Annotated in this window: 24 protein-coding genes; 10 read left to right on the top strand and 14 right to left on the bottom strand. The window is 64.8% G+C overall.

What is annotated here, in order from left to right; translation table 11 throughout:
- On the bottom strand, window positions 1-190 hold a 190-nt coding region (locus RUH75_RS19575), incomplete at its 3' end, for a glutaredoxin domain-containing protein (protein WP_313808859.1).
- Window positions 191-234: 44 nt separating this feature from the next.
- Window positions 235-975: a ComF family protein gene (locus tag RUH75_RS19570; RefSeq protein ID WP_313808858.1), complete on the bottom strand. Its 741-nt coding sequence runs from the start codon at window positions 973-975 to the stop codon at window positions 235-237.
- Between the two features lie 41 nt (window positions 976-1,016).
- On the opposite strand from RUH75_RS19570, the gene RUH75_RS19565 reads away from it, so the two are divergent.
- Complete coding sequence (locus RUH75_RS19565) at window positions 1,017-1,865, top strand: methyltransferase domain-containing protein (protein WP_313808857.1); 849 nt, start codon at window positions 1,017-1,019, stop codon at window positions 1,863-1,865.
- A 337-nt stretch (window positions 1,866-2,202) separates the two neighbouring features.
- On the opposite strand, the gene RUH75_RS19560 is transcribed toward RUH75_RS19565, so the two are convergent.
- Window positions 2,203-3,171: a diacylglycerol/lipid kinase family protein gene (locus RUH75_RS19560; RefSeq protein WP_313808856.1), complete on the bottom strand. Its 969-nt coding sequence runs from the start codon at window positions 3,169-3,171 to the stop codon at window positions 2,203-2,205.
- A gap of 6 nt (window positions 3,172-3,177) precedes the next feature.
- On the bottom strand, window positions 3,178-3,672 hold the full coding sequence (locus RUH75_RS19555) for a DUF2141 domain-containing protein (protein ID WP_313808855.1): 495 nt from the start codon (window positions 3,670-3,672) through the stop codon (window positions 3,178-3,180).
- Between the two features lie 131 nt (window positions 3,673-3,803).
- Between RUH75_RS19555 and lptF the strand changes: the two genes are divergently transcribed.
- Window positions 3,804-5,024, top strand: a complete 1,221-nt coding sequence (gene lptF, locus RUH75_RS19550; RefSeq protein ID WP_313808854.1) for an LPS export ABC transporter permease LptF — start codon at window positions 3,804-3,806, stop codon at window positions 5,022-5,024.
- A 3-nt stretch (window positions 5,025-5,027) separates the two neighbouring features.
- Window positions 5,028-6,131: an LPS export ABC transporter permease LptG gene (gene lptG / locus RUH75_RS19545; RefSeq protein WP_313808853.1), complete on the top strand. Its 1,104-nt coding sequence runs from the start codon at window positions 5,028-5,030 to the stop codon at window positions 6,129-6,131.
- Window positions 6,132-6,193: 62 nt separating this feature from the next.
- On the opposite strand, the gene RUH75_RS19540 is transcribed toward lptG, so the two are convergent.
- Complete coding sequence (locus tag RUH75_RS19540) at window positions 6,194-7,261, bottom strand: fatty acid desaturase (RefSeq protein WP_313808852.1); 1,068 nt, start codon at window positions 7,259-7,261, stop codon at window positions 6,194-6,196.
- 148 nt (window positions 7,262-7,409) lie between these two features.
- Here RUH75_RS19540 and RUH75_RS19535 point away from each other — a divergent pair, with 148 nt between their 5' ends.
- Window positions 7,410-8,567, top strand: a complete 1,158-nt coding sequence (locus tag RUH75_RS19535) for an N-acetyltransferase (RefSeq protein ID WP_313808851.1) — start codon at window positions 7,410-7,412, stop codon at window positions 8,565-8,567.
- Between the two features lie 37 nt (window positions 8,568-8,604).
- On the opposite strand, the gene RUH75_RS19530 is transcribed toward RUH75_RS19535, so the two are convergent.
- On the bottom strand, window positions 8,605-9,492 hold the full coding sequence (locus RUH75_RS19530; RefSeq protein WP_313808850.1) for a diacylglycerol kinase family protein: 888 nt from the start codon (window positions 9,490-9,492) through the stop codon (window positions 8,605-8,607).
- A gap of 67 nt (window positions 9,493-9,559) precedes the next feature.
- Here RUH75_RS19530 and RUH75_RS19525 point away from each other — a divergent pair, with 67 nt between their 5' ends.
- Window positions 9,560-10,441, top strand: a complete 882-nt coding sequence (locus tag RUH75_RS19525; RefSeq protein ID WP_313808864.1) for a metallophosphoesterase — start codon at window positions 9,560-9,562, stop codon at window positions 10,439-10,441.
- A 55-nt stretch (window positions 10,442-10,496) separates the two neighbouring features.
- On the opposite strand, the gene RUH75_RS19520 is transcribed toward RUH75_RS19525, so the two are convergent.
- The 7 genes from RUH75_RS19520 to RUH75_RS19490 form a co-directional block, all read right to left on the bottom strand.
- The gene (locus tag RUH75_RS19520; RefSeq protein ID WP_313808849.1) at window positions 10,497-11,018 is read right to left on the bottom strand and encodes a DUF2239 family protein; all 522 of its coding nucleotides are present in this window, start codon (window positions 11,016-11,018) and stop codon (window positions 10,497-10,499) included.
- 67 nt (window positions 11,019-11,085) lie between these two features.
- Window positions 11,086-11,859, bottom strand: coding sequence for an exodeoxyribonuclease III (xth, locus tag RUH75_RS19515; protein ID WP_313808848.1), 774 nt, complete (start codon window positions 11,857-11,859; stop codon window positions 11,086-11,088).
- 181 nt (window positions 11,860-12,040) lie between these two features.
- Complete coding sequence (gene erpA / locus RUH75_RS19510) at window positions 12,041-12,367, bottom strand: iron-sulfur cluster insertion protein ErpA (protein WP_313808847.1); 327 nt, start codon at window positions 12,365-12,367, stop codon at window positions 12,041-12,043.
- Window positions 12,368-12,445: 78 nt separating this feature from the next.
- Window positions 12,446-13,171 (bottom strand): M23 family metallopeptidase, encoded by a 726-nt coding sequence (locus RUH75_RS19505; protein WP_409592402.1) that lies wholly within the window; start codon window positions 13,169-13,171, stop codon window positions 12,446-12,448.
- 108 nt (window positions 13,172-13,279) lie between these two features.
- Window positions 13,280-14,098, bottom strand: a complete 819-nt coding sequence (locus tag RUH75_RS19500; protein ID WP_409592403.1) for a ferritin-like domain-containing protein — start codon at window positions 14,096-14,098, stop codon at window positions 13,280-13,282.
- A gap of 2 nt (window positions 14,099-14,100) precedes the next feature.
- Entirely contained in the window at window positions 14,101-14,562 is a 462-nt protein-coding gene (gene bcp / locus RUH75_RS19495; RefSeq protein ID WP_313808862.1) for a thioredoxin-dependent thiol peroxidase, read from the bottom strand.
- Window positions 14,562-17,264, bottom strand: coding sequence for a bifunctional [glutamine synthetase] adenylyltransferase/[glutamine synthetase]-adenylyl-L-tyrosine phosphorylase (locus RUH75_RS19490; protein ID WP_409592401.1), 2,703 nt, complete (start codon window positions 17,262-17,264; stop codon window positions 14,562-14,564). The genes bcp and RUH75_RS19490 overlap by 1 nt, the downstream gene beginning before the upstream one ends.
- 71 nt (window positions 17,265-17,335) lie before the next feature.
- Here RUH75_RS19490 and RUH75_RS19485 point away from each other — a divergent pair, with 71 nt between their 5' ends.
- Entirely contained in the window at window positions 17,336-17,527 is a 192-nt protein-coding gene (locus RUH75_RS19485; protein ID WP_313808845.1) for a hypothetical protein, read from the top strand.
- Between the two features lie 116 nt (window positions 17,528-17,643).
- Window positions 17,644-17,976 (top strand): hypothetical protein, encoded by a 333-nt coding sequence (locus RUH75_RS19480; protein ID WP_313808844.1) that lies wholly within the window; start codon window positions 17,644-17,646, stop codon window positions 17,974-17,976.
- Window positions 17,977-17,988: 12 nt separating this feature from the next.
- Here RUH75_RS19480 and RUH75_RS19475 read toward each other — a convergent pair whose 3' ends face one another.
- A complete protein-coding gene (locus tag RUH75_RS19475; protein WP_313808843.1) occupies window positions 17,989-18,864 on the bottom strand; it encodes a neutral zinc metallopeptidase in 876 nt (291 codons plus the stop codon).
- A 146-nt stretch (window positions 18,865-19,010) separates the two neighbouring features.
- Here RUH75_RS19475 and RUH75_RS19470 point away from each other — a divergent pair, with 146 nt between their 5' ends.
- From RUH75_RS19470 to RUH75_RS19460, 3 genes are all read left to right on the top strand, one after another.
- Complete coding sequence (locus RUH75_RS19470) at window positions 19,011-20,189, top strand: patatin-like phospholipase family protein (protein WP_313808860.1); 1,179 nt, start codon at window positions 19,011-19,013, stop codon at window positions 20,187-20,189.
- Window positions 20,186-20,977 carry a 3-hydroxybutyrate dehydrogenase gene (locus RUH75_RS19465; RefSeq protein WP_313808842.1) on the top strand — a complete coding sequence of 264 codons (792 nt, stop codon included), beginning with the start codon at window positions 20,186-20,188 and terminating at the stop codon, window positions 20,975-20,977. Before RUH75_RS19470 ends, RUH75_RS19465 begins: the two co-directional genes overlap by 4 nt.
- Window positions 20,978-21,080: 103 nt before the next feature.
- A complete protein-coding gene (locus RUH75_RS19460; protein ID WP_313808841.1) occupies window positions 21,081-22,427 on the top strand; it encodes an amidohydrolase in 1,347 nt (448 codons plus the stop codon).
- The last annotated feature ends 93 nt before the right edge of the window (window positions 22,428-22,520 follow it).

Genomic DNA, 22,520 nt, shown 5'->3' with positions numbered 1-22,520 from the left:
TTTGGGGGCCGTCGATGAATATCTGCGGCACGGTGGTTCCGCCATTGGCCCGGTCCAGCATTTCCTGGCGCTTCGGGCCGCCCATGGTGATGTCATATTCTTCGAACGTCACGCCCTTGCCGTCGAGCAGGGCCTTTGCCCGGGCGCAATAGCCGCACCAGGCCTTGGTATAGATTTCGACCTTCGCCATAATGTACTCCTTGACCGCCGAAATTGTGGCTCGGCGCCGGTTTGTCAATCAGCCGTGTCGGGCAGCACCCGCGCCCAGCACAGCAGATGAACGCTCGCCGCGCCGCCGCGTTTCAGCGTGCGGGCGCAGGCCGCTGCCGTCGCGCCGCTGGTGTGCACGTCATCGATCAGCAACACGGCGCGGCCCTGGAGGCCATGGTTCGGCGCCAGCGTGAAGGCGCCGCGCACCGCCTTCGCCCGCAGCCGGGGGTTCATGCCGCGCAGGGGCTGGGTCCGGCGGGTGCGCAGCAAAGCGTGATTGTCGAGCGGCAGGCCGGTCAACCGCGCCAGATGCCGGGCGATCAGCGCCGCCTGGTTGAAGCCGCGCCACCATAACCGCCAGCGATGCAGCGGCACGGGCACGATCAGCGCATGATCCACCGCCGGAACCTGCCGCGCCATCTGCTTCGCGATCAATCGCGCCAAGCCGATGCGCCGCCCATATTTGAGCCGCAGCGCCACCGCCCGCGCCACGTCGCCATAGGCCAGCACCGCCTGCGCGCTGTCGAACGGCGGCGGATCGGCCAGGCAGGCGCCGCATTCCGACCCGGCGCCGCGATCATAGTCGAACGGCACGCCGCAGCGGGCGCAGCAGGGGCGCCCAAGGAACCGCATCCCGCTCCAGCAACTGAGGCAGAAGGCGTCATCCGCATCCACGATCACGCCGCAGCCGGGGCAACGCGGCGGCAGGGCATAATCGACCAGAGGGCGCAGCAGGGGCTTGAGAAGCGGCGAAAGGGACATCATCTCCCTTGTTCCCGCTCCTTCGCCGATGCACAAGGCCCGCCATGAGCAACCCGGACATCTTCGACCGTGCCTTGCGCGCCAAAAGGCGCGACCGGATGATGGCGCGGTTCGCCGAGCATGACTTTCTCTATCGGGCGATGCTGGACGAACTGTTAGACCGGCTGGGCGACGTGCAGCGGGATTTTCAAGAAGTGCTGGTCATCGGCTGTCCCGACGGCAGCGCGAAGGCCGCGCTGGAGGCGATGGGCAAGCGCGTCGTCTGCGCCGATCCGGGCTTCGTGGCGGCGAAGGCGCAGGGCGGGGTGCAGGCGGATGAAGACGCCCTGCCCTTCGCGGACGAGAGTTTCGATCTGGTGATCGCCTGCGGCACGCTCGACAGCGTCAACGATCTGCCCGGCGCCCTGATCCTGATGCGGCGGCTGTTGCGGCCGGATGGACTGTTGCTGGCGGCCTTTACCGGCGCGGGCTCGCTGCCTCGGCTGCGGGCGGCGCTGATGGCGGGCGAAGGGGACCGGCCGGGGCAGCATATCCATCCGCAGGTCGATGTGCGATCGGCGGGGGACCTGCTTTCGCGGGCGGGTTTCACCATGCCCGTGGCGGACGGCGATGTGCTGACCGTGCGCTATGGCGACATGCTGCGGCTGATGCATGACCTGCGCGGCATGGGAGCGACCAATGTGCTGGCGTCGCGGCCGCCAGCCCTGCGGCGGGATGCACTGGTCGGCGGGGCCGAACATTTCGCGGCGGCGGCGGACGCGGATGGCCGGACGGCGGAGCAGATGGCGATCGTGTATCTGAGCGGGTGGAAGGCCGATCCAAGCCAGGCGAAACCTGCGCGGCGGGGGAGCGCGACCATGTCTTTGGCCGAGGCTTTGAAACCGAAGCGGTGAGCCATGCCAGGGTGACAAAGGTGACACGACAGCGGCACGGAAAAGCGCGGTTTTTGCCGATATTTCCTATTTCAAAGAGCCGGGTCGGCCCTAGCGTGAACGGGGTGCTGTAGGACAGCGGAAAAATGATGCCGTTGGTCATTTGTGGACATTGAGCGCGAGGTGCTCCTGCGCAGGCAGGAGCCCAGCTCGGATGTTGCTGTGACGAAGTGAGGGCGGGACTGGGTTCTCACGAGCCACTCGTCTCGTTCGAATGCCTGCGCAGGAACACGGTGCGTATTAAGGAATGCTCAGCTAAGCCGACCGTCCACCTTCCACCCTAAACCGCCAAAGGCCCTTATGCCGCCAGCCGCAGGAACGGCACCGGCTCGGTCGAGCGGAGGACGATCGGCCTGCCTTCCGAGGCTTCGAACAGTTCGCCATCAAGGATGACGCTGCTATGGTCGCCTTCGATGCGGATCACATCGCCCTGTTCCAGATGAATGCCCTGCATCTGCGACTTGCCCACGCGCCTGGTCATGCTCGCCCAGACGAGACGCAGCAGCGCGGGCAGATTCTGGTCGACCGCCATCAGCTTCATATTGCCGCGCCGGCTGTCGCCCGGTTGCACGCCCAGCAGCAGCCGTTCCAGCGTCGTCACGATCAGCACCGCGAACTTGCCCGCCAGCTGTCCTTCGCGGATCAGCGAGATGCGCACCGGATGGCTGGATTGTGGCAGAAATCGGGCGCGGACGCCGAACAGCAGCGACACGATCACCGCCAGCGCCGTCAGGAAATGGCTGAGGCCGTTGGAAAGGCCCAGCGGATAGATCTGGTTGCGGCAATAGAGCATGTAATCGGCCAGACCCGCCCCGCCCAGGAACATGCCCAATACAGGCCGGCTTTCCGCCTGGCCGTCCGACAGCGCGATCAGCTCGCGCGCCACGACATGATCGTCGACGCCCGCCTTGGCGATCTGGACGATCTTTTCCAACGCCTTGATCGGATCGCCATGAATGCCGAGGTCGAGCGCGATCAGGTTGGTCTTGCCATTGGGCAGCACCGCGATCGGCGGCACCCGCCCCTTGAAATGCTCGCCCTGATAGAGTTCGGTCAGCGCCGCCTGCACCGTGCCGTCGCCGCCGTTGATGACGATGACGACCGGATCGACGCGCGCGATGGTCTGGAGCGCCCGTCCGATCTGGTCGACATGTTCCACCTCATAATGGAAGATGTCCGGATTGCTGGCGCAATAGCTGCGCACGCGCGGAAGCGTCTGCCGGTTGCCCGTGGATTTGGGATTGGACAAGAGGGCGACGCGGACCATGGCGGATCACATATATTTGAGGTTGATGGTGATTTTCGTCACGCCCGGCCCGGCATAGAAGGCGGCCTTGTCGACCCCCGGCTTGCCCAGGTTGAAGATGCTGATCGCCGGATTGTTGGAAAATCCGCCGCCATCGCGCGAAATGTCGGTCTTGCCATTGCCGTCGCGATCATGACGCACGGCGATGCCATATTTCCCCGGTTGCGGCACCGGCATGCAGAAGCGCATCGCGCCATTGCTGGCCCTTACCGGCACGTCGATGCGACCCAGCCATTCCCCCCTGGCCAGCCAGGCCGCCCTGGTCGCGGGATAGGATTGCACGCGCACCGTACCGGTCGAGGCGGAAAAACCGTGCACGTCGACCAGCACCGCCGGGCCTTTCGCCCCGGCCGAGCACCGTTCCAGCTCGTTGCTGATTTCCATGCCATGGGCGATTGCCGGGGCGGCGGCGAACAATGCCCCCACCGGCATCAGGCCCAATGCAAATTTGAACATGACCATCCAACTCCGTGAAGCTATAGCCGCCCGTTGAAACCGGACGGCGAGCCCCTGTTCGCCCCGCAAAACTACCTGACTCGCATATGGGCAGGGTTTGCGGCCAAATCATGGTGATGGGACGACCACATAGAGAAATGCTGACAGCCACCGACAGATATCTCGCCCGCCTGATCGCCTTGCCCATGCTGGGAACGCTGGTGATCTCGGCCATGCTGCTGGTGCTCGACAAGATGCTGAGCCTGTTCGACTTCGTCGCGGCGGAGGGCGGGCCGGTCAGCGTCGTGTGGCGCATGCTGGCGAACATGATGCCCGAATATCTGTCGCTGGGCATTCCCATCGGCCTGATGCTGGGGATTTTGCTGGCTTTCCGGAAGCTTGCCATGTCGTCCGAACTGGACGTGATGCGCGCGGTGGGGCTGTCCTATGGCCGGCTGCTGCGCGTGCCCTATATGTTCGCCATCGCGCTGGCGCTGCTCAATTTCGGCATTGTCGGTTTCGTCCAGCCGCTGTCCCGCCATGCCTATGAGGCGTTGCGATTCGAGCTGCGGTCGGGCGCGCTGGGCGCCTCGATCAAGGTGGGCGAGTTCACCAATCTGGGCAAGCGCATGACCCTGCGGATCGAGCGCAGCCTGGACGAAGGCCGCAATCTGCAAGGGATTTTCGTCCGCGCCGTGGGCAAGGACGGCCAGACCGTGGCGGTGACGGCGGCGCAGGGCGAATTCCTGGCCACCGACGATCCCGACACCATCATCTTCCGCCTGCGCGACGGGGTGCTGGTCAATGACGCGCCCAAATATAAGTCGCCGCGAATCCTGTCCTTTTCCAGCCATGATTTGCCGATCGACCTGCCGCAGATCGAGAAATTCCGGGGACGCGACGTGGACCGGGAAAAGACCATCCCCGAACTCGTCGTGATGGGCCATGATCCCGCCACGCCCGACAAGCTGCGCAATGAGATTCGCGCCAATTTCCATTTCCGCATGGTGGAGGTGGCGATGATGATGCTGTTGCCGCTGGCCGCCCTCGCCTTTGCCATTCCGCCCAAGCGATCGACCTCGGCGCTTGGCGTGTTCCTGTCGATCGTGTTCATCGTGACCTATCATAAGATCAACGAATATGGGCAGGGCGTCGGGTCATTGGGCAAGATCGATCCGATCATCGCGCTGTGGGTGCCGTTCCTGCTGTTCGCGGGGCTGATCCTGTGGATGTACCACGTCATCGCGCACCGGCCCGGCGGCCAGCCGATCGCCGCGCTCGAATATGCCTTTGCCAAGGTCGCCAAGCAAATCCCCCGTTTACTGCGCCTGTTCAGATCCCGCCCTTCCCTGTCGGAAGCTTCGGAAGGAGCCGCCTGACCCATGCATCAGTTCAATTTCTTCCCGTCGCGCCAGCTCAGCTGGTACATGGCGCGGCTGTTCCTGACCCGGACCTTCGCGGTGCTGGCGATGCTGGTGGCGGTGCTCCAGACGCTCGACCTGCTGGGTGAATCGGGTGACATTCTGGCTTATGCGGGCAATGGCGACGCGCAGCTGTGGCATTATGTGGCGTTGCGCGCGCCGCAGATCATTGCCCGCTTCCTGCCCTTTTCGGTGCTGCTCGGCACGCTGATCATGCTCGCCAGCCTCAACCAGAATAGCGAGATCATCTCGATGAAGGCGGCGGGACTGTCGGCGCACCAGATATTGGCGCCGCTGATCGCGGCCGCCCTGGGCGTGGCCCTTATCAGCTATGCCTTCAACGAGCGGATCGTGGCGCGGTCGACCGCGCGGCTATCGGCCTGGCAGGCGGTGGAATATGGCCCCCTGCCCCCCGAAACCGGCATCAAGGCCAATCCCTGGGTGCGCGACGGCAATAATCTGGTGTCCGCGGCGATCGTTGCCGGGCGCGGGACGGGGGTGCAACTGCGCAAGGTCGAAATCTTCAACCGCCTCAACAATACGCTGACCACGATCATCCAGGCGCCCAGGGGCCATTATGACGTCGCCAGCAAAAGCTGGGTGCTGGAAGGCGCGCGCCAGTTCGACGTCGCGCGCGGGACGGAGCGGCAGGTGGGCACGGTCCGCTTCGGCCATGATATCCGCCCGGATCAGTTCACCCTGGCCAAGGTGGACCCCGACGCCCTGACTTTCGCCCAGTTGCAGGCGGCGATCGGCGATTTGCATGACGCCGGCCGGCCGACCGCGGAGCTGGAAGGGAGCCTGTGGCACAAGCTGTCGGGGCCGCTCTCTGCGCTGCTGATGCCGATATTGGGATCGGTGGCGGCCTTTGGACTGGCGCGATCGGGTCAGCTGTTCGTGCGCGCGGTGCTGGGGATGGCGCTGGGCTTCGCCTATTTCGTGGCGGACAATTTCTCGCTCGCCATGGGGAATCTAGGGGCCTATCCGCCCTTGCTCGCCGCCTGGGCGCCGTTTCTACTGTTCCTGCTGGTGGGCGAGACGGTGCTGTTCCGGACCGAGGAGTGAGAGGGCTCTTGCCGGTTTAGATAAGGTACTCCTGCGAAGGCAGGAGCACATTGCATTTTGACTTAACGTTTCACCATCGTGCTCCGCGCGATCTTCCCCACCAGCGGCCACATGCCGGGATAATTGCCCTGGTGATAGGGCGAATCCGGCGCCAACGTCGCGACCAGCCGGTGATGCGCTTCGCCGAGCGCATGATAGGGCACGCTCGGCAACAGATGGTGCAGAGCATGATAGCGCAACCCCACCGGCGCCCAGATCGCCGCGAAAGGCGACGGCGGCGGCACGTTCACCGAGTCCAGATATTGCGCGGTGACGGTCATCGCATCGCCCTCATTTTCCCAGAGATGGGCAACCAGCGTGCGCAACTGATTGATGACGGTCATGGCGGAATGCACCGCCATATAGGTGAGCAGAAGCTGCCAGCCAAAGGCGAAGATGCTGCCGATGAGGGCCAGCGCGAAAAGGCAGGCGCCCGTTTCCTGCCATGCCCATTGCCGGGCGAACTCTCCCTCCGGCGGGCGGCGGCGATAGGCGGGGTTGATCGACAGAGCCGAAAATTCCGCCACCACCTTTCGCCGCAGCGGCGGGAAGATCAGGCTGAGTGGCGTCAGCACGCCGAAGCGCAGGATGAGGCCCAATGGCGCCAGCGACGCCACCAGGATGAACAAAGGCAGCGACCAGGGCTTCATCAGCGCCAGCGGCAGATATTCCGGATCATTGACAGTGCCGTATCGGGTGCGGGCATGATGCTGGGTATGCACGTCCTCATACAGGAAGGAGGGGATCATCAGCGGAATGCCGACGATCAGGTTCCAGCCGAAGCGGAAGCCGGGCAGCGCGCCCTTGCGGATATGGGTCAGCTCATGGATGAAGCTGGCGGCGCGATAAAGCGCCAGCATCGCCACCAGACCGCATATCACCGCCAGCGCGCCATGATCGGTCAGCATCGCTCCGGCCAGCGCTGCATAGCCGACCAGCGCCGACGCCAGCATGTCGGGCCAGTAAATGGCGGGTTTCGCCGTCGACAGCTCGCGCGTCAGGTCCGCCGCCGCGCGCAGCATCGCCGCATCGTCGGGGATCGCGCTTTTCGTCCGCGACGCGGCTGCAATAAGGGGATCGTGCACAGTCATGCCGTGGTTCCTAAAGGGTAAATGCGCTGCAATTGGGGCAGCAACATGACGATTTCGTCATCTCCGGCCATCCGCTCATGTCCCGATTGACATTCGCCGAACAAGCGCCGAACTGCTCTGCCCAAACCTCTCCAGCGAAAGCTTCGCCGTGGCCAATACCGAACTGGTGATCACCCCCGTCACTTCCAAGGCCGACCGAAAGGCTTTCGTCGATCTGCCCTGGCGGCTCTACGCCAACGATCCCCATTGGGTGCCGCCGCTGAAGGATGAGGTGGTCAGCCTGATCACGCCGGGCAAAAACCCCTTTTTCGGCCATGCCGAGGCGCAATATTTCCTGGCCCGCCGGGGCGGCAAGGTGGTCGGCCGCGTGTCCGCGCATATCGATCATCTCGCCCTTGCCCAGCCCGCCGAACAGGGCATGGGGCCGGGGACCGGCAATTTCGGCCTGTTCGAGGCGGAAGACCCGCAGGTCGGCGCGGCGCTGATCGCGACGGCGGAAGGCTGGTTGCGGGCCAAGGGGATGACGCGGTCGCTCGGGCCGATCTCGCTGTCCATCTGGGAGGAGCCGGGCCTGCTGATCGAGGGCTTCGACCATAAGCCGACGGTGATGATGGGCCACGCCAGACCGGAATATCGGGCCATGGTCGAAGGGGCCGGCTATAATCCGGTCAAGCAGCTCAAAACCTATGAACTGGACATCACCAACCCATTTCCGCCGCTGATTCAGCGTATCATCCAGTCGGGCGAGAAGAATGAACGCATCCGCATCCGCAAGGTCGACAAGTCGAAATTCGACAGGGAGGCGGCGATCATCCTCAACATCCTGAACGATGCCTGGGGCAATAATTGGGGCTTCGTGCCGATCACCGACGAGGAAGTCGCGCATTTCGGCAAGCAGCTGAAGCCGATCGTCTTCAACGACCTCATCATGATCGCGGAGCTGGAGGGCGAGCCCGTGGCGTTCATGATGACCCTGCCGGACCTCAACGAAGCCATCGCGCCCCTGAACGGATCGCTTTTTCCCCTTGGCTGGGCGAAGCTGCTCTGGTGGCTGCGCAAGCCCAGGGTGCGCACCATGCGCGTGCCGCTGATGGGCGTGGTGCAGCGGCTGCAATCCTCGCGCATGGCGAGCCAGCTGGCCTTCATGATGATCGAATATATCCGCCGCGCCGCCATCGCCCATTATGGCGCGACGCGCGGCGAGATCGGCTGGGTGCTGGACGACAATCAGGGCATGAACGCCATTGCCGACGCCATCGATAGCAAGGTGAACAAGGTTTATCAGGTTTACGAGAAGGCTCTCTGACCCCTTCTTTCCCCCCTCCCTTCGGGGAGGGGAATGGTCAGGGCACCGCCACATCCACCGCGCCCGCCGCGACCTTCACCGTCACGGGCGTCTTCGCCAGCACCTCCCCATCGATCGAAATGCGCTGCGGCGGGATCGTCTCGATGCGGAAGGCCTTGCCGCGAAATTCCTCCGTATGCGCATCCCTGTCGCGCAGCTTGAAGAATTTCGCATACCAATCCCAGGCAAGCCGCGCATGGCTGCGCCCGACCACCGCCTGAACCACGATTTCGCCGCTATCCACATCGGCATGGTCGGACAGCTCCACCCCGCCATGATAGGGACCGTTCAGGATGCGCACCTCCGTCGACCACATCCGCCGCTCGCCCCTGCCGTCGTCCAGCACCAGCCGGAAAGCGCGAAAACCGATCGAGCATTTGACCGCCCACAGCAGATAGCCAACCCGGCCCAGATAGCGCTTCAACCTGTGCGGCACCGTCTTCCCGATCCTGGGCGACAGGCCGAGGGAGGCCGCATTCACGAAATAATCGTGATCGATCATGCCAAGGTCGATCCGCCGCCGCCGCCCCGTTGCGATGGTTGCGACCGCCCCTTCCAGATCGAGCGGCAGCCCCAGCGTCCGTGCGAAGCTGTTCGCGGTCCCCAGCGGCAGGATGGCGAAGACAATATTCCTGCCCACCAGTTCATCCACGGTCCCGGACAGCGAACCGTCACCGCCGCCGACGATCACCATCGGCGCGCCCCGCGCCACCGCTTCGCGCACCGTCGCCTGCAACCGGTCGGGTTCCTTCACCGCATGGGCGGCGATCAGGCGCAGGCCGGCCTGCTCCAGCAAGGCCCGGGCGTTCCTGAACAGCGCGGCCCCCCGGCGGGAATGGACATTGACGATCAGCACCGCCTCGCGCGGCAGGGAATTCATTGCCATGCCACAACAACTCGCGACCGCCTTTCGGGGTCCGAAACCATTTCGCACCCGCGCTCGTTCAGGGGAGATGGCCCGCATCGCCCATCTGTCCGACATCCATTTCGGCGCGCACGACCCGAAGATCGTCGCCGCGGCCGAAGCATGGCTGCAACAGCGTCAGCCGGACCTGGTGATCATCAGCGGCGATTTCACCCAGCGCGCCAGACGCGACCAGTTTCGGCAGGCCGCCGTCTGGCTCAACCGGCTGCGCGCCGCGGGCCTCAGGCTATTGGTCGTTCCCGGCAATCATGACGTGCCGCTCTACGATCTCGCCCGGCGCTTCGGGGCGCCGCTGCGCCGTTACAGGCGCTATATCAGCAATGATCTCTGCCCCTTTTTCCAGGATGATGAGGTTGCGATACTGGGCCTCAACACGGCGCGATCGCTGACGATCAAGGGTGGACGGATCAATCAGGACCAGATGCGCCTGCTGCGCGACCGTTTCGCGCGGGTGGCGCCCGGAAAGACGCGCATTCTGGTCACGCATCACCCCCTGTTCGCCATGCCGATCGGCAAGGGCCGCGAGTTGAGCGAAGCCGTCGGACGTCACGAAGATGCCGTGCGCGCGGCCTGCTCGGCCGGCATTCACATCGCCCTTGCCGGCCATTTCCACCGTACCTATGCGGAGGCCGCGCAGAAGATGGTCGCCCATTCGGGCGGCGCGCTCGTGATCCAGGCGGGCACTGCGACGTCCACCCGGCTGCGCAATGCCGAACCGCAGAGTTTCAACTGGCTGCACGTCCACCGCCATGATGAGGTGGAGTTGCAGGTGGTCGTCTGGGACGGCGCGGGATTCCAGCGCGGCCATCATGTCGCCTATTCGCAGCAGGACGGTCAGTGGCTGGGCCAGGATATGGTCGATCCGGCGGCCGGACCGGGGATCAGGGTAGCGGAAAAGGCGCGGGGTTGAGGGCCATCTCCCTTCCCGCAGGCGGGAGGGGAGGAGGAATGTCCGAAAACCCGCCTCATCCCTCTCCAAAAGCCGGTCCCGCCAGCGCCGCGCCATGATCGCGGATGGCGCTGGGCCATGCGCTGCATGCCGCTTCGAATCCGGCCCGATCCTTCGCGTAGAGCGCCCGCATCGCCGCTTCATACCCCGGCCGGTCGCCCGCCATCACGGTCAGGAAATGATAGGCCGCATCCATGGCAGCGCGCGGCGAGGGTTGCCGCGCAGCCTTGCGTGCCTCTTCGACCAGCCGCCGCAATGTCGGGGAAGCGCCGCCCGGTTGCGCCGCCAGCCAGTCCCAATGGCGGGGCAGCAGGGTCACTTCCCGAGCCTGAACGCCCATTTTCGGTCGCCCCCTCCCGCGCGGCGCCGCCGCCATCGGGCCGCGCAGGTCGATGTCCACCTGCTTCCCCGTGGCGTCGTCGAACAGCAGCAGGTTCTGCGCATCCCTGCCCATGGCACGAAGCGTGGCCCGCACCTCCTCCTCATCGCCGGTGGCGATCCAGAGGTCGTCCGCAAAGGCCGTCAACGTGCGTGTCATGCCGAAATCTCCTTCGGCACGGCATTTATTATCCGGGTGAAATTGAGTCAATATGATCCGGGTAAAATTATTCGGTCAGTTCCACCCAGGTCGGCGCGTGATCGCTCGCCTTCTCCCGGCCCCGGAAATCCTTGTCGACCTGCGCATCGATCAACCGGTCGGCGGCGGCGGGGCTGAGCAGCAGATGATCGATCCGGAAGCCCGCATCGCGCGGCCAGGCATTCATCTGATAGTCCCAATAGGTCCACACGCCCCCGGCAGGATGGCGGGAGGCAAGGGCGTCGGTCCAGCCATCACCGAGCAGGCGGCGATAGGCGGCACGGCTTTCCGGCTGCATCAGCGCGTCGTCGGCCATGGCCTTCACCGAATAGACGTCCCGATCGCGCGGGATGACATTATAGTCGCCCGCGAGAATGGCGGGCACTTCCTCCGCCCAGATTTCGGCCGCGCGCGTCCTCAGCCGCTTCATCCAGCGCAGCTTATAGTCGAATTTGGGGCCAGGCAGCGGATTGCCGTTGGGCAAGTAGATGCTGGCGACGCGCAGGCCCTTCACATCAGCTTCGATATAGCGGCTATGCTCATCCTCGGGTTCGCCCTCCAGGCCCCGCCGCACTTCCACCGGCGTCTCCCCGCGGGCGAGGATGGCGACGCCGTTGAACCCCTTCTGCCCATGCCAGATCGCCCCGTAGCCGACATCCTCGATATCCTTCACCGGAAAGGTTTCGTCGGACGTCTTGATTTCCTGAAGGCAGGCGATGTCGGGCCGAGTCTCGTCCAGCCACTCCAGCAGGCGCGGCAGGCGCGCCTTGATCCCGTTGATGTTGAAGGTGGCAATGCGCATGGAAGACATCTCCTCGCGCGCATCCCTAGAGAGAAGTACGGCCCTTCGACAAGATCAGTTCTGGGAGTGGGTGCCGATTAGAGCAAATTCCGATCCGATTGCATCGGCTCGAATGCTCTATGCCTTTTGTTTTTCCGTGTTTTCCGAGTCAGCAGGTGATTCCACCTGCTTCGAAAACGCTCTAAATCGAAAAGCTGGTGCCGCAACCGCAACCGGCGGTGGCGTTGGGATTGGTGACCTTGAACGCCTTGCCGCCCAGATCGGAAACGAAATCCACCGCCGATCCCCGCACCAGATCGATGCTGACGTCATCGACCACCAACGTCACGCCGTCGCGCTCCACGGTCACGTCATCGGCCCCCACCGATTCCGCCAGGCCGAAACGATATTGGAATCCCGAACAGCCTCCACCCTCCACGGTGAGGCGCAAAATCGCGGGCTTGCCCTGCTTGGCGGCAATGGCCGCGACGCGAGTGGCGGCGGAAGGGGTCAGATCGATATCAGCCATGGCGCCTAGATAAGAACAAGCAAAAGCCCCGGCAACCCATCGGCGCCGGGGCTTTGGAAAGAAAGGAACAAGCGCCGCTTATTCGTCCGCAGCCTTTTCCTGGGCCTTGGTCGGGCCACCCATGGCGACCGGGGGCCTGGTGTTCATCGCCACCAGATAGTCCGGCCCGGCGACGAAGGGGATCGGGTTGACCGCCTGGCCATCGACGCGCACTTCATAATGCAGATGGCTGCCGGTGGAACGACCGGTCGACCCCATCAGGCCGATCAGCTGGCCGCGATGGACATAGGCGTTGGGGGAAACCAGCAGCTTCGACATATGGCCGTAGCGCGTTTCCATGCCGCCGCCATGCGAGATCTGGACCAGATTGCCATAGCCGCTGGCCCAACCCGCGCGGCTGACGACGCCGTCGGCGGTCGCATAGATCCTGGTGCCCAGAGGTCCCGGAATATCAATGCCCTTGTGCATCCGGGCGCCGCCATTGAAGGGGTCGGAACGGACGCCGAAATTGGAGGTCATGGAGAGTTTTTCGACCGGACGTCCCGAGGGGATGTAGTTGGCCGACTTCGTCTCGCCATCGAGCCGCTGGAGGCTGGAGAAGAGGTTGGAAAAGCCGACATCGGCCGGTCCCAGCGCGCCGGTGTTGATTTCCGACGCCTCGCCATAAGGATCGTCTTCATCTGCCTTGGCCTGAGCGGGGACGGCGGCGCAGAGCGCCCCTGCCATGCCCATGGCACCAGCAAATTTAAGCACAGAACGGAACCATCGCGCAACGCGCGCATTTTCAGAATGAAGAACCAACATGCCGACCCCGACTATTGACCGGAGGCTATTGCCTCTCGGCTATCCCCACGTTTGACAAAAATGCGGCTGATGCCGCCACCCGCTGTCATCAGAAGGACATGTCGCGGCTTATTGTGCAAGCGGACTGTAAAATTCCCGCGTTAAACCGGCTTGCCGACGCGCCGAGTCGTTGAACGGAGGCTTCAGAGCCCCACGAAAGTGGCGTTTCACAAGGATTTGGTAATGATTTGCCGGGTCCACGCCCAATCGCTTCGTCGCGTGGCCGAACCATCTCGTCCCCGCCGCGACATGGCGGATCTCATCTGTCATGATGCGCTGCAATAGACGGGCGGAGACGGCATCCCCCGCGCCTTCGAACCGCTCCATGGTGGCGGGCGTGATGTCGAGCGCCCGCGCCTCCAGAACCATGGGCACGATGGCGAGACGGGCCAGGGCGTCATGCGCCGTCTCCGTCGCCGCCTGCCATAGCCCGTCATGCGCGGGCAGCGCGCCATAATGGCTGCCCAGCTGCCGCAGGCGACGGTCCAGCAGGGCGAAATGCATGGCCTCGTCGGCGCCGACGCGCATCCATTCATCGGTGAATTCGGGCGGAAATTCCGCGCCGAAACGACCGATCAGGTCGAAGGCGAGGTCGATCGCGACGAACTCGATATGGGCGAGCGCGTGCAGCATGGCGATCCGCGCCCGATCAGAGCCGATCCTGCCGCGCCGGGGCATCTGGCCGGGGGGCAGAAGCTCCGGCTTTTCCGGCCGCGCCGGGCGATCGGGCATACCCAAGTCGAAGCGATGCGCGAGACGGCCCAACCGCCAGTGGTGCGCCGCCGCCCGCGCCGCCATCAGCTTTGCGACGGGATCGGGCGTCGACAGCACATGGACGCAGGCCGCGCCCACACTGCCTTTGGAAGCGGGGGCGATGGAGGCGGACAGGCTCAAAGCGCTTGTCCGGCCTCCAGCACCTCGGCGGCGTGGCCCTTGACCTTCACCCTGGGCCAGACGCGCAGGATTTTGCCGTCCGCGCCGACCAGGAAGGTCGCCCGCTCGATGCCCATATATTTGCGGCCATAAAGCGACTTTTCGACCCAGGTGCCGAACGCCTCGCACATCTCACCCGGCTCGTCGGAGGCGAGCGTGACGGTCAGGCCATATTTATCGGCGAATTTCTTCAGCCTGGCAGGCTTGTCCCGGGAAATGCCGACCACAGGCACGCCCAGCGCCGCGAAATCAGCGGAGAGCCCGGTAAAATCCTTCGCCTCATTGGTGCAGCCGGGGGTATCCGCCTTGGGATAGAAATAAACGACCAGCGGCTTGCCCCGATAGCGCGCCAAGGTGAAGTCGGCGCCGTCCGCGTCCTTCAGCCCCACATCAGGCACGGCATCGCCCACATCCAGCATCATGTTTCCTCCGTAAAGGGCGCTGCCATTGCCGCCCATGCGTCGCTGACCCTTTGCCGGGCCCGCGCGTAGCTTTCAAGCAGCGCGTCCCAGCTTTCGACGCCGCAGGCGCGCGCCACCAGCGGGCGCGTCGCTTCCGGCGGCTCGGTCGATTTCGGCGATACGAGGCGGGAAACGACCAGAAAGCGGGTGATGAGGTCATGCGCGGCGACCAGTGCGGCCGGAAGATGCCCGGCCGCCACCAATTGCTCCAGCGCCGTGCGCAGATCGGGATCGAAGGCCATATTGTGGCGGAACTGGGTGACGTGGATCAGGAATTCCAGATCGACCAGACCACCCGGCACCATCTTCACGTCGAGATCGCCTGCGGGCGGCTTATGTTTGGCGATGTCCCCGCGCATCTTCACCGCATGGCGCGCCAGCTCGTCGAAATCGCGCGGCCGTTCCAGCGTTTCGATGAGGATCGCATGGAGCGCGGACCGTGCGCTGTCCGATCCGAACACCGGTCGCGCGCGGGTGAGCGCCAGATGCTCCCAGGTCCACGCCTCTTCCCGCTGATAGCGCGCGAAACTGTCCAGACTGACCGCCAGCAAGCCCTGCGCGCCGGAAGGGCGGAGGCGCGTGTCGACCTCATAAAGCGGCCCCGCCGCCGTATGGACTGACAGCGCATTGGTGATCCGTTGCCCCAGACGGTTGAAATATTGCGTCGCGCCCAACGGTTTGGGGCCGTCGGATTCGGTTTCGAAACTGCCGGTGAAGAGATAGACCAGGTCCAGGTCGGACGCATGGGTCAGCACCCCGCCGCCAAGCCGGCCCAGCGCCAATATCACCAGTTCCCCGCCCGGCACCCTGCCATGGGCGCGCTCGAACTCGGCCACGGTGGCGGCGGTCAGGGCCTCGATCGCGGCCTCCGCCACGCGCGAATAGCCCCTGCCCGCCTCCAGCGGATCGCCGCCGCGAATGATCTGCGCGCCCAGGGCGAAGCGGCGGTCGTTCACCCGCTGCCGCACGCGGTCGAGCAGGGCCTGATAATCCTCCCCCTCCTCCAGCCGCGCGAATTGCCCGGCCAATATCGCCACGGAGGGTGGCGCATCGAAGGCGGAGGTGTCGATGAGGCCGTCGAGCAATTCCGCCCGCCGCCCCAGCGCATCGGCCAAAGTCGGCGCGTGGCTCAGCAATTCCGCCAGCATTTCCGCCAGCCCCGGCCGCGCCGCCAGCAGCTTGAAGAAGTTGATCGCGCTCGGCAGCCGCCCGATCAGGTCGTCCAGCCGGTTGAGCGCCCGCGCCGGATCGGGCGCGGCCGCCAGCGTACGCATCAGGCCGGGCAGCAATTCCTCCAGCGCCTCCCGCGAAGCCCCGCTGCGCAACGCCCGGATCGTGCCCGAACGCCAGCGCGTGATCCGCGCCAACGGCGTTTCCGGGTCGGCAAAGCCCAGATCGGAGAGCTGAGCCTTCAGCCGCTCCTCATCATGCGACAGCGATTCCTCGGCCGCCGCCGGGGTCAGCCGGTCGTAATTGCTGCCGACCCACTGCACATGCGGGCGCAGCAGGTCGATCAGCGCGTCGCCGTCCTCCAGACCGTGGAGCCGCGCGACATTGTCCATCGCCTCCGGAGATTTGGGCAGTTCATGGGTCTGGCGATCCTCCACCATCTGCAACCGGTGCTCGATGGTCCGGAAGAGGACATAGGCCTCGTCCAGCTTCGCCGCGACGTCCGGTTCGAACACGCCAGCCGTCGCAAGGGCGCGCAGGGCTTCGCGGGTGTTGCCCGACCGCAGCGAGGGATCGCGGCCGCCATGGATCAGCTGGTGCACCTGCGCGAAGAATTCGACCTCCCTTATGCCGCCGCGCCCGCGTTTCAGATCATAGCCCGGACCGAAGGCCTGACCCTGCGAATAATGATCGCGGATGCGGCGGCTGATGTCGGTGATGGCGTCGATGGCCCCGAAATCCAGGCTCCGCCGCCAGACGAAGGGGCGGATCGCCTGCATGAAATAATCGCCCAGCGCGATGTCGCCCGCCGCCGGTCGCGCCCGGATGAACGCCGCCTGTTCCCAGCCCAGCGCGGTCGATTCATAATAGCCGATCGCCGCTTCCACCGGCAGGGCGATGGGCGTGGCTTCCGGCGAGGGACGGAGCCTCAGGTCCACGCGAAACACATAGCCGTCGCCATCGCGGGCATTCAGCAATTCGCTGACGCGCCGCCCGATCCGCACCGCGGCATCCGCCGGGTCCTCCCGCTCGCCATGGGGCAGGGTTTTGGGATCATAGAGCAGGATCGGGTCGATATCGGAGGAATAATTAAGTTCCCGGCTACCATGTTTGCCAAGCGCCAACACGACGAAACCCCGGTTTTCCGCATCGGGATAGCGCTCCGCCATGGTCGCGGCCAGCGCCTCCTCCAGCGCCTGGTCGGCAAAGTCGGACAGGGTGCGCGTAACCCGGTCGACGTCCCATGCCCCCGCCAGGTCCGCCGCCGCCGTCACCAGCGCCACCGCGCCGCGCCGGCGCCTCAAGGAGCGCGCCACGCTGTCATCGGCCGCCGCCACCCGTTGCGCGGCCGCCCAGGCTCCTTCGAAATCCCCGCTTTCCAACAGGCTGGCCACGTCCGGGAAGCGATCCATCTGCCTTGCCAGAAAAGGCGAATGCGCCCGCATCCGCGTCGCGACCGCCAAGCCGTCCGTCACCCAAGTCTTTCCCATAATGGAGCTGATATCGCGCGCGTTTGCGGTGAACGCCAGAAACTTTTACGCGCGTTGACAGTTATTTGAACATGGAAATGCAGCGCAAAACCCTAGGCCGATCGGCAAAGGTGCAGGAAGGAGCGATCCGTCGCGTCCTGACCATCGGCGTGCCGCAACCCTATGAGGGCGTCGGCAACGCGCTGCGCTCGACATTCCGCGCCGGTCGGGAATCGGTGCCGGACGAAATGCTGGATTTGCTGGCGAAGCTGGACAGGCGTTGAGATTCCCGCGGATGGCGGGGCCATGCGGCAGGTTCCCCCGCGAAAAAGGGAAACGCCGCAGCATTTTATTTACCGTCCGGATTTAAGGTAGCGCCCATTCATCCGGGAAGCACACCATGATCTACAAGGCTTTCGCCGCCGTGACGCTGATCGCAGCACCCATTATCGTGCTGACGGTCCAGAGTTTCGTGCCCCAGACGAACCAGCCAGCTGCATCGTCGATCCCACCGGCGCCATCAACCACGATTCCGGTCGTGGCGCCGGCGGTTCAGCCCGCTCCGCCACCTCCGGCGGTCAATGATCCCGTGGCAAGCGCGTCCTTCGGCCAGCCTGTGCCGGAAGCGGCCAAGCCCTTCCTGACGCCCGGCGCCGGCCTGCCCGATGCCGACACGGTGGAACAGGCCCCGTTGGCAGGCACGCTGCCGCCGCCGGACGGACCGGCCAGATAAGCGTCTCCTTCCTCACCCGCCCTTGAACGTATCGCACTGGGCCGGATCACCGCTGCCCAGCCCCTTGCGCAGCCATTCCATGCGCTGTTCGCTGGTGCCGTGGGTGAAGCTTTCCGGCACCGGCCGCCGTCCCGCCGCCTTTTGCAGCGTATCGTCCCCGATCGCCTGCGCCGCCTGCATGCCCTCCTCCAGATCGCCCTGCTCCATCAGGCCCGTGCGCTTCGCCCAGACGCCGGCATAGCAGTCCGCCTGCAACTCCACCCGCACCTGCAGGGCATTGCCCTCTTCCTCGCTGACGGCGCGCTGGCGCTGGTTCACCTGACCCAAAGTGCCCTCCAGATCCTGCACATGATGGCCCACCTCATGCGCGATCACATAGGCCTGGGCGAAATCGCCCGGCGCGCCGAAACGCTGGCGCAGCTCGGCGAAGAAATCGGTGTCGAGATAGACCTTCCTGTCATTGGGGCAATAGAAAGGCCCCATGGCGCTCTGCGCCGCGCCGCATCCCGATGAACCGCTCTGCGAATAAAAGGACAGGACCGTGGGCTGATATTGCTGGCCGGATTGCTGGAAGACCTGTCCCCACACGCGCTCGGTCGATCCCAGAACCTTCAGGGACCAATGCTGGATATCGTTCAGCTTCGATGCGTCGCGACTCACCGGGGCATCCTGCTGCACCGGACCGCCCCCGCCGCCGACCAGGCTCAGCGGATTGACGCCCATCACCGCCAGCACGATCAGCGCGACGACGATGCCGCCACAGCCGAAACGGCTGCCGATCAAGGGCAGCAGCATGCCGAGCCCCCCGCCCATGCCGCCGCCGAAACCGCCGCCGCGGCCGTCCTGCACTTCGAAATTCGTGCTTTCCCCTTCGTCGTCGAGCCGCATCTCGTCCCTCTCTTTCCTCGCCCTGCCTAATCCATTCCACCGCCAGTGGAAACGGTCGGCTCGCCCGACCGGTTGCGCGTCATGAACGGATTGTAACGAGACATTCAGTTGGAATGAGCGTCGAGACGTCTATATTGCACCGCGTCATGGCCGATACCGAACCCCAGCCGCGCCACCGCGCCCACTCCCCGCTGCCCCTTCCCCGCGAAGTCGCGCTTCTGTTGCAGGGCGGCGGCGCGCTCGGGTCGTTTCAGGCGGGCGTCTATCAGCGGCTGGACGAGCTGGGCGTGGACATCAGCTGGGTCGCGGGCATCTCCATCGGCGCGGTCAACGCGGCGATCATCGCGGGCAACCCGCCGCACCGGCGCCTCAGCCGTCTCAAGAAATTCTGGCTGACCGTGTCGGGCGGCATGCCCAATATCGTGCTGCCGGAAATCGACCATATCCGCGAAGCCGCCCATCTCATGGCGGCGGGCACGGTCGCGACCTTCGGCGTGCCGGGCATGTTCCGCCCGCGCCTGTGGCCCGCGCCGCTGATGCCCGAGGGGACGCCGGGCGCGATCAGCTTCTATGACAGCGCGCCGCTGAAAGATACGCTGGACGCCTGCGTCGACTGGAATCTGCTGAATGACGGGCCGGTCAGGCTGTCGGTGGGCGCGGTCGATGTGGAAACCGGCAATTTCGCCTATTGGGACACGCGCGGCCCCGGCGGCAACACCCGGATCGACGCGCGGCACATCATGGCATCGGGCGCCCTGCCCCCCGGCCTGCCCCCGGTGGAGATCGACGGGCGCTGGTATTGGGACGGCGGCATCGTGTCCAACACCCCGCTCGCCCATGTGCTGGACCATCAGACGGACGACATGCTGATCTTCCAGGTCGACCTGTTCCCCGCCGAAGGGCCGTTCCCGCGCCACTTGACCGACGTTTATTCCCGCACCAAGGACATTCAATATTCCAGCCGCACCCGCCAGGTGACCGACCAGTATCTGCGGCTGCGCAAGGAGCATAAGGCGATCCGCGCCCTGCTCGACAAGCTGCCGCCCGAATTGCAGGACGATGCCGACGCCCAGCGGCTGCGCCAGTTCCTGGACACCGGCTCCGTCAACATCGTCCACCTCATCTATCGCAGCCGCGCCTGGGAAAGCGGCGCGCGCGACTTCGAATTTTCCCGCGCCACCATGATCGACCATTGGAGCCAGGGCCGCGACGCCGTGGAAGAGGTGATGCACAAGGGCGACCTGATCGCCCGCAACATCGTGAACGGCAAAAGTTCCACCTTCGACCTCGACGCCCCCGACCATCTCAAGGAGAAGCAGGCATGACCCAGTCGCTGAACGGCAAGACGGCCCTCATCACCGGATCGACGTCCGGCATCGGCCTTGCCTATGCCCGGGCGCTGGCCGGCGAGGGCGCCCATGTCGTGATCAACGGTTTCGGCGATACAGAGGCGATCGAGAAGGAGCGCGTCGGACTGGAGGCGCTGAGCGGGACGAAGGCGCTTTACAGTGGTCATGACCTGACCAAGGTCGACCAGATCGAGGCGATGATGAAGGAAGCCGCCGACGCGTTCGGCGGCGTCGATATCCTCATCAACAATGCCGGGATGCAGCATGTCGCGCCGGTCGAGGATTTTCCGGTCGAGAAATGGGACCTGATCATCGCCCTGAACCTCAACAGCGCCTTTCATACGTCGCGCCTCGCCATTCCCTATATGAAGGAGAAGAAGTGGGGGCGGATCATTCAGACCGCTTCTGCGCATTCGCTGACCGCCTCTCCCTTCAAGAGCGCTTATGTGACCGCAAAACATGGCCTTGCGGGTTTCACCAAGACGCTGGCGCTGGAGCTGGCGACCTTCGGCATTACGGCGAACTGCATTTCGCCGGGCTATGTCTGGACGCCGCTGGTGGAAAATCAGATTCCCGACACGATGAAGGCGCGCGGGATGACGCGGGAGCAGGTGATGAACGATGTGCTGCTCGCGGGGCAGCCCACCAAGCAGTTCGTCACGGTCGAGCAGGTGGCTGCGATGGCGATGTACCTGTGCTGCGATGCCGCAGCCAACATCACCGGCGCGAATATGAGCATCGACGGCGGCTGGACGGCGCAATAGGGAATTCTCCCTTCCCGGAAGGGAGGGCAATTATTGGAAACACCCCCTTAAAACACCGACAAATTCCCCCTATGCTCCCGGCCAAATCCAGGGAGACAGATCGATGCGTCATGCGTTGACGGCCATCATGGCCGCCGCCAGCCTTATGTCCATTGCCCATGCCCAGACGGGGCCGGCGCCTTACGCCACGGCGTCCAACGAGATCGCGACCACCATCGCCGGGGACATGGACGGGCTGATGACGCTCTATCGCGACCTGCACGCCAATCCCGAACTGTCCGAACAGGAAACCGCCACCGCCGCCAAGCTCGCCCGCCGGCTCAGGGCGATGAAGTTCGCCGTCACCGAAAAGGTCGGCGGCACCGGCGTCGTGGCCGTGCTGAAAAACGGGTCCGGGCCGGTGTTGCTGATCCGCGCGGATATGGACGCCCTGCCCGTCACCGAGCAGACGGGCCTGGAATTTACCTCAAAGGTCAGGGCCAAGACCGCCGACGGCACCGAAACCGGCGTCATGCATGCCTGCGGCCATGACACGCATATGACCGCCTTCATCGAGACGGCGAAGCTCCTTTCCTCGCGCAAGGACGAATGGAAGGGCACGCTGGTCATGATCCTGCAACCCGCCGAGGAGGTCGGTCGCGGCGCGCGGCTGATGCTGGAGGATGGGCTCTATACCCGCTTCCCGCGCCCGACCCATGCGATCGCCTTCCACGATGCGGCCAATCTGGAGGCGGGCAGGATCGGCTATGCCCCCGGCTTCGCGCTCGCCAATGTCGACAGCATCGACCTGCTGGTGCGCGGCACGGGTGGCCATGGGGCTTATCCACAGACGACCCGCGATCCCATCGTCCTGGGTGCGCGGATCGTGACGGCGCTGCAAACGCTGGTCAGCCGGGAACAGGACCCGTTCGACCCCGCCGTGGTGACCGTGGGCAGCTTCGTGGGCGGCGCCAAGCATAATGTGATCCCCGACGAGGCGAAGATGCTGCTCACCGTGCGCAGCTATTCCGACGAAACCCGCGAAAAGCTGATTCGCGGGATCGAGCGCATCGCGCGGGGCGAAGCCATTGCGGCGGGCGTTCCCGACGACAGGATGCCGGTGATGTCGGTGAAGGATGAGTTCACGCCCTCGACCTATAATCCGCCGGTCTTCGCCAACCAGATGGCGGACGTGCTGAAGGCGCACTTCCCGCAAGGCACCGTCAGCGAGACGAAGCCGTCCATGGCCGGTGAAGATTTCGGCCGATATTACCGCGCCGACAAGAGCATCAACAGCTTCATCTTCTGGGTCGGCGGCGTGCCCGCCGAACAGATGACGAGAGCCGCGGCGGGCGAGATCAGCCTGCCGTCGCTCCACAGTCCGTTCTGGGCCCCGCAGGCCGACAAGGTGATCGCCACCGCAAGCGAAGCCATGACCGTGCTGGCGATGAACATTTTGAAGCGGGACTGAGGGGAAGCGGAATTGGGCTGCTTTGAGTGGATTCCAGCCATTACAGCTTCGTCATCCCGGACTTGATCCGGGATCCCGCTTTTCTTCTTGAGC

Source organism: Sphingobium sp., assembly GCF_032153725.1.
GTDB lineage: Bacteria > Pseudomonadota > Alphaproteobacteria > Sphingomonadales > Sphingomonadaceae > Sphingobium.
This window is presented reverse-complemented; position numbering and strand designations above follow the sequence as displayed.

Excerpts from the sequence above, each read along its gene's own strand:
- RUH75_RS19570 (WP_313808858.1), bottom strand. The coding sequence starts at position 975 with ATGATGTCCCTTTCGCCGCTTCTCAAGCCCCTGCTGCGCCCTCTGGTC.
- RUH75_RS19565 (WP_313808857.1), top strand. The coding sequence starts at position 1,017 with ATGAGCAACCCGGACATCTTCGACCGTGCCTTGCGCGCCAAAAGGCGC.
- RUH75_RS19560 (WP_313808856.1), bottom strand. The coding sequence starts at position 3,171 with ATGGTCCGCGTCGCCCTCTTGTCCAATCCCAAATCCACGGGCAACCGG.
- RUH75_RS19555 (WP_313808855.1), bottom strand. The coding sequence starts at position 3,672 with ATGGTCATGTTCAAATTTGCATTGGGCCTGATGCCGGTGGGGGCATTG.
- lptF (WP_313808854.1), top strand. The coding sequence starts at position 3,804 with ATGCTGACAGCCACCGACAGATATCTCGCCCGCCTGATCGCCTTGCCC.
- lptG (WP_313808853.1), top strand. The coding sequence starts at position 5,028 with ATGCATCAGTTCAATTTCTTCCCGTCGCGCCAGCTCAGCTGGTACATG.
- RUH75_RS19540 (WP_313808852.1), bottom strand. The coding sequence starts at position 7,261 with ATGACTGTGCACGATCCCCTTATTGCAGCCGCGTCGCGGACGAAAAGC.
- RUH75_RS19530 (WP_313808850.1), bottom strand. The coding sequence starts at position 9,492 with ATGGCAATGAATTCCCTGCCGCGCGAGGCGGTGCTGATCGTCAATGTC.
- RUH75_RS19525 (WP_313808864.1), top strand. The coding sequence starts at position 9,560 with ATGGCCCGCATCGCCCATCTGTCCGACATCCATTTCGGCGCGCACGAC.
- RUH75_RS19520 (WP_313808849.1), bottom strand. The coding sequence starts at position 11,018 with ATGACACGCACGTTGACGGCCTTTGCGGACGACCTCTGGATCGCCACC.
- xth (WP_313808848.1), bottom strand. The coding sequence starts at position 11,859 with ATGCGCATTGCCACCTTCAACATCAACGGGATCAAGGCGCGCCTGCCG.
- erpA (WP_313808847.1), bottom strand. The coding sequence starts at position 12,367 with ATGGCTGATATCGATCTGACCCCTTCCGCCGCCACTCGCGTCGCGGCC.
- RUH75_RS19505 (WP_409592402.1), bottom strand. The coding sequence starts at position 13,171 with ATGTTGGTTCTTCATTCTGAAAATGCGCGCGTTGCGCGATGGTTCCGT.
- bcp (WP_313808862.1), bottom strand. The coding sequence starts at position 14,562 with ATGCTGGATGTGGGCGATGCCGTGCCTGATGTGGGGCTGAAGGACGCG.
- RUH75_RS19490 (WP_409592401.1), bottom strand. The coding sequence starts at position 17,264 with ATGGGAAAGACTTGGGTGACGGACGGCTTGGCGGTCGCGACGCGGATG.
- RUH75_RS19485 (WP_313808845.1), top strand. The coding sequence starts at position 17,336 with ATGGAAATGCAGCGCAAAACCCTAGGCCGATCGGCAAAGGTGCAGGAA.
- RUH75_RS19480 (WP_313808844.1), top strand. The coding sequence starts at position 17,644 with ATGATCTACAAGGCTTTCGCCGCCGTGACGCTGATCGCAGCACCCATT.
- RUH75_RS19475 (WP_313808843.1), bottom strand. The coding sequence starts at position 18,864 with ATGCGGCTCGACGACGAAGGGGAAAGCACGAATTTCGAAGTGCAGGAC.
- RUH75_RS19470 (WP_313808860.1), top strand. The coding sequence starts at position 19,011 with ATGGCCGATACCGAACCCCAGCCGCGCCACCGCGCCCACTCCCCGCTG.
- RUH75_RS19465 (WP_313808842.1), top strand. The coding sequence starts at position 20,186 with ATGACCCAGTCGCTGAACGGCAAGACGGCCCTCATCACCGGATCGACG.
- RUH75_RS19460 (WP_313808841.1), top strand. The coding sequence starts at position 21,081 with ATGCGTCATGCGTTGACGGCCATCATGGCCGCCGCCAGCCTTATGTCC.